This is a genomic window from Haemophilus sp. HMSC61B11, assembly GCF_001838615.1.
Classification (GTDB): Bacteria; Pseudomonadota; Gammaproteobacteria; order Enterobacterales; family Pasteurellaceae; genus Haemophilus_D; species Haemophilus_D parainfluenzae_AD.
The window spans coordinates 1-4894 of sequence record NZ_KV838016.1 but is presented as its reverse complement, the minus strand read 5'-3'; the positions used below and the strand labels follow the sequence as shown (position 1 = coordinate 4894).

General features: G+C 35.5%; 6 protein-coding genes. 3 read left to right on the top strand and 3 right to left on the bottom strand.

Going from position 1 to position 4894, the window contains the following annotated elements; all coding sequences use genetic code 11:
- Positions 1 to 125: 125 nt before the first annotated feature.
- Positions 126 to 794: a TfoX/Sxy family DNA transformation protein gene (locus tag HMPREF3263_RS10530; RefSeq protein WP_005695053.1), complete on the bottom strand. Its 669-nt coding sequence runs from the start codon at positions 792 to 794 to the stop codon at positions 126 to 128.
- Positions 795 to 1024: 230 nt separating this feature from the next.
- Here HMPREF3263_RS10530 and HMPREF3263_RS10525 point away from each other — a divergent pair, with 230 nt between their 5' ends.
- From HMPREF3263_RS10525 to recX, 3 genes are all read left to right on the top strand, one after another.
- Complete coding sequence (locus HMPREF3263_RS10525) at positions 1025 to 1867, top strand: patatin-like phospholipase family protein (protein WP_005699077.1); 843 nt, start codon at positions 1025 to 1027, stop codon at positions 1865 to 1867.
- 136 nt (positions 1868 to 2003) lie between these two features.
- Positions 2004 to 3059, top strand: coding sequence for a recombinase RecA (gene recA / locus HMPREF3263_RS10520; RefSeq protein WP_005699076.1), 1056 nt, complete (start codon positions 2004 to 2006; stop codon positions 3057 to 3059).
- A gap of 69 nt (positions 3060 to 3128) precedes the next feature.
- On the top strand, positions 3129 to 3581 hold the full coding sequence (recX, locus tag HMPREF3263_RS10515) for a recombination regulator RecX (protein WP_032804155.1): 453 nt from the start codon (positions 3129 to 3131) through the stop codon (positions 3579 to 3581).
- On the opposite strand, the gene crcB is transcribed toward recX, so the two are convergent.
- Together crcB and HMPREF3263_RS10505 are read right to left on the bottom strand one after the other, a co-directional pair.
- On the bottom strand, positions 3556 to 3951 hold the full coding sequence (gene crcB, locus HMPREF3263_RS10510; RefSeq protein ID WP_005699075.1) for a fluoride efflux transporter CrcB: 396 nt from the start codon (positions 3949 to 3951) through the stop codon (positions 3556 to 3558). The genes recX and crcB overlap by 26 nt on opposite strands.
- Positions 3952 to 4770, bottom strand: coding sequence for a Cof-type HAD-IIB family hydrolase (locus HMPREF3263_RS10505; protein ID WP_005699078.1), 819 nt, complete (start codon positions 4768 to 4770; stop codon positions 3952 to 3954).
- Positions 4771 to 4894: the final 124 nt, after the last annotated feature.

Here is a 4894-nt window from a genome sequence, read left to right as displayed (position 1 = left end):
TAAGATTCACAACAGCGCGTCGTTGTGTGGAGTGCATTATAGGGATTTTTGGAGTCCGCGCAAGCACTTTTTAAAAAAATTTGATCAATAGATGATTTTTTAGACGCAACAGCCTTTAAGTAAGTCTATTCAACCTTTTTTAAAGTCCGTTTACAGCGCCTAAATCCATTTGCAGAAAGTATTTCATTAAGTTTATTAAGCCCTTTCTCCTTTTCTTTCTCAGTATAAAACTCACAATTACGATTTTCTAAAGCGCCACGAAGTCGCCAATAAAAAGCTTCAGTTGCACCAATATCCGCTTTTTTCAAACGAACAATTGCATTTTCAGCACCTATTTGTCGTAAGATATCCACATTATCAATACCGACTTTCTTTAGTGCTCGTTCATATTTAATAGATAAATTCGGTAAATCACGAATCCGTCCAATCTTAGAGAGCGCAGACTCGAGTTTTTCCTTCCTTATTTGAGTTATTGAAAGAATGATCAAAGTTCTCATTAATACATTATCTTTCAAGATACTTTCAGTTAAAGCATAATAATCAGATAACACAAAGCGTTTATTGAGTTCATTTGTTGCAAAGGCTTTACAGCCCAGCCCTTTTAATTTTACAGAAAGTTCACCTTTAGCCCTCAAGTAAACCTTATTATTAATCCAAACAGCAAACATATCCTTATCTTTATGGAATAATCCATATCCAGTAAATAGGTTTTTGCTTGTTACATCTCCAATCAGTTGATTTAGCAAATTACACACTCTGATAATATTATCATTGGGTATTGTTAGGATTTTCATTTTAAAGCTCTCCTTAGAGTAAAGTTTATTTTATTTAGCTATAACTAAGAAGCACCACTATAGAATAGTTATATCATAATCAATCAGGTATAACTAAAAGATTTTTTCAATTTTGTGAGATAGATCGCAAATGTAAAATTTATTTAAAAACAAACAAGTAGATTTGATAAAACAAGATTATAATTAACAACTTAAGCCTACTAAAAATTTGTAATATATAGGAATAAATAATGATAACTGGACTTGTTCTTGAAGGCGGCGGCATGAGAGGGATGTTTACAGCAGGTGTCCTTGATGCACTCATGGGACGACACATTGAAATAGATAAAATTATTGGCGTTTCTGCGGGCGCATTATTTGGCATAAATTATGCATCCAATCAAAAAGAAAGAGCATTGAGATACAACCTAAAGTATCTTAAAGATAAACGGTACATGGGATTTCATAGCCTTTTTACAACAGGCAACATTGTCAATAAAGATTTTGCTTTCTATGATCTCCCCTTTAATCTCGACCCTTTTGATCAAAATGAGTTCGAAAAATCTCACATTGATTTCTATTTGGCAGCGACAAACATTGAGAATGGTAAAGCTGAATATTTCAAAATCGAAAATGTTTTCAAAGAAATGGAATACTTCAGAGCAACCTCGGCCATGCCTTTTGTCTCGCAATTTGTGGAAATCAATGGGCAAAAATATCTAGACGGTGGAATTGCTGATAGTATTCCATTTGAAAAAGCACAAGAGCTCGGTTGTGATAAAATCATCGTCGTTTTAACCCAACCTATCGACTACCGTAAAACAAAATCTTCTTCTTTTTTATTCAAACTTTTTTATCGCAAATATCCACACTTAGTTAAAACCTTAGAAAATCGCTACCGCACTTATAATGAACAAGTAGAAGAAATCATTCGTTTAGAAAAACAAAATAAAATCTTTGTAATCCGTCCAAATGTACCGCTCAATATAGGTCGATTAGAACGAGATGAAACCAAAATAAGAACTGTATATGAACTAGGTGAAAAAATTCTCTCAGCACAAATTCAAGATCTAAAAAAATACTTAACAAGTTGATTTTAAATAAACTATTTCTCAATTTTGGAATCTGGTTCACATTTTTTCGTCAAGGAAAAAATTTTCTCTTGATACTGTACATCAATACAGATATAATCTAGCCAAATTTAGATAACTCTATTCAAGAAGGTTTTATATGGCAACTCAAGAAGAAAAGCAAAAAGCGCTCGCCGCAGCACTTGGTCAAATTGAAAAGCAATTCGGTAAAGGCTCAATTATGAAATTGGGTGATACTCAAGCCCTTGATGTAGAATCTGTTTCAACTGGTTCTTTAGGTCTTGATGTCGCTCTTGGTATTGGTGGTTTACCAATGGGTCGTATTGTTGAAATTTTTGGACCTGAATCTTCTGGTAAAACAACCTTAACGTTATCTGTTATCGCTCAAGCACAAAAAGTAGGTAAAACCTGTGCGTTTATAGATGCGGAACATGCACTTGATCCTATTTATGCAGCAAAACTTGGCGTTGATGTGAAAGAACTTTTAGTCTCCCAGCCAGATAATGGTGAACAAGCACTTGAAATTTGTGATGCATTAGTACGTTCTGGCGCTGTAGATGTCGTCATTGTGGACTCGGTTGCTGCACTTACCCCGAAAGCAGAAATTGAAGGCGAAATGGGTGATTCACACATGGGTTTACAAGCGCGCTTAATGTCTCAAGCACTACGTAAATTAACCGGTCAAATCAAAAACGCAAACTGCCTTGTTATCTTCATTAACCAAATTCGTATGAAAATTGGTGTCATGTTTGGTAACCCAGAAACCACAACTGGTGGTAACGCACTAAAATTCTACTCTTCTGTTCGTTTAGATATCCGTCGTACTGGTTCAGTTAAAGATGGAGATGAAGTCATTGGTAACGAAACTCGTGTTAAAGTGGTCAAAAACAAATTAGCTGCACCTTTCCGCCAAGTAGATTTCCAAATTCTTTATGGAGAAGGTATCTCTAAAGCTGGAGAATTAATTGAACTCGGTGTTAAACACAAACTTGTTGAGAAATCTGGTGCGTGGTATGCATATAACGGTGAAAAAATTGGTCAAGGTAAAGCTAATGCAATGAAATGGTTACATGAAAACCCTGCGAAATCAGACGAACTTGAAGCGAAGCTTCGTGCTGAATTAGTCGCTAACCCAGAACAAGCATTAATGGCTGATATTGAACAATCTACCGATGACGCAGAAAGTGATTTCTAATCACTAAAAGTGCGGTCAATTTTGACCGCACTTTTCATTTCAACCGTATTTCACCTAAAAGGAATTTCTATGTCTTCTCTTGCTTTAAGCTATGTCGTTAATTTACTTGCTCGACGTGAATATAGCGAATTTGAACTACGCAATAAAATGCAGGAAAAAGCATTTACAAAAGATGAGATCGATGAAACGATTGCTTACTGTCAGAAAAAAAACTGGCAAAATGATAAACGATTTGCTGAAAATTATTTACACGCACGTTCGCAGCGTGGGTATGGTGCAAATCGTATCAAACAAGAATTACGTCAACTAAAAGGCGTCCCTTCAGACGTAATCAATGAAGTCCTCGCAGAAAGTGAAATTAATTGGATTGAAATAGCAGAAAAGGTTCTACACAAAAAGTTTCCTAATTATGCAGAACCTCAACCAATCAAAAGCAAACAAAAAATTTGGCAGTATATGCTCTCTCATGGATTTTATTCTGAAGAATTTAGCGATTTTATCGGAAATGGAATAGAAGACTGATGAACCTAAAGAAATAAATCCCTAATACTGTAAAAATTAAACAACCAACTAAATGGCTAACTAAAACGAACAATCCATTTACCCACTCTTCTTTAAAAAAGAGTTCTATTACTTCGCCTGAAAAAGAAGAAAAGGTGGTGAGAGCACCAAGAAATCCAGTCACTAAGAATAATCGCCATTCAGGGCTAAATTGAGGAAATAACCAAAAGGCGGCCACTAAAATCCCCATCAAAAAACAGCCAATAAAGTTCGCCACAAGTGTACCAAATGCAAGTGTGCTAAATAGTGAATTCAACCAAAGACCCAATCCCCATCGTAAGGATGCTCCGATGGCTGCGCCTGTGCTAACAAGAATAAGCGACTGAAACATTTATTTGATACCAAAAAGCTCCGCCAAATGTTTGGCTACCGCTTCGTCTTTATTGAACCCAATCTCTTCCAATTCAGGGCAAGCTTCTTTTAAACGAGGATCAGCATTTGCCATCACATAACCTTTACCAGCCAAAGAAAGCATTTCAACATCATTCTGACCATCACCAAAAGCAATACAATCTTTTAATCCATAATTTCTATTTTCTAATAGATGAGCTAGTGCATCACCTTTAGATACATTTTTGTTCATGACCTCTAAGCAAGTCACAGCAGAATAAACAATCGTCGTTTTATCACCAAAATGCGTTCTAAGATAATCTTCCAGCTCCACAAGATCTTTTGGATCACGAGCAATAAAAAATACTTTTTCAGTTCCTCTTCCATGATGCTTTGTAAAATCAACAACTTCGTACATAAAGCCTGAATCCTTATGATATTTTGCTAATTCAGGCACATCTTTATTGATAAACCAACCATCATCTTGATAAGTATTGATACAAATTTTGGTGCGATCAAAAGGAATTTTATACAACTCAAGCACAATTTCTTCAGGAAGACTATTGCTATAAATAAGGTTACCTTTTAGGTCGCGCACTCTCGCGCCATTGGAGGTGATCATTACAGCATGCTCCGCTCCAATCTTACCTAAAATAGAAGAAACATCCGTGTGATTACGGCCTGTCGCTAAAATAATATCAACACCTTTTTGTTCTAATTTATTTAATATCTCAATTGTAAAATCACCAATTACATGATTAGCATTGAGTAATGTACCGTCAAGATCAGAAACAACGGCTTTAAATGGAAGTTGTTGCATAAAAACACCCGTATAAAAAATGAATCTGTATCATACCAAAACAACACGATTTTTGACCGCACTTTCTCTCAAAAAAACGACATTCATTGATAAAAAACAAAAAGGCGTATCTTTCGATACGCCT

What these genes read in the sequence shown, in the direction of transcription:
- HMPREF3263_RS10530 (WP_005695053.1), bottom strand. Translation starts at nt 794, where the DNA reads ATGAAAATCCTAACAATACCCAATGATAATATTATCAGAGTGTGTAAT.
- HMPREF3263_RS10525 (WP_005699077.1), top strand. Translation starts at nt 1,025, where the DNA reads ATGATAACTGGACTTGTTCTTGAAGGCGGCGGCATGAGAGGGATGTTT.
- recA (WP_005699076.1), top strand. Translation starts at nt 2,004, where the DNA reads ATGGCAACTCAAGAAGAAAAGCAAAAAGCGCTCGCCGCAGCACTTGGT.
- recX (WP_032804155.1), top strand. Translation starts at nt 3,129, where the DNA reads ATGTCTTCTCTTGCTTTAAGCTATGTCGTTAATTTACTTGCTCGACGT.
- crcB (WP_005699075.1), bottom strand. Translation starts at nt 3,951, where the DNA reads ATGTTTCAGTCGCTTATTCTTGTTAGCACAGGCGCAGCCATCGGAGCA.
- HMPREF3263_RS10505 (WP_005699078.1), bottom strand. Translation starts at nt 4,770, where the DNA reads ATGCAACAACTTCCATTTAAAGCCGTTGTTTCTGATCTTGACGGTACA.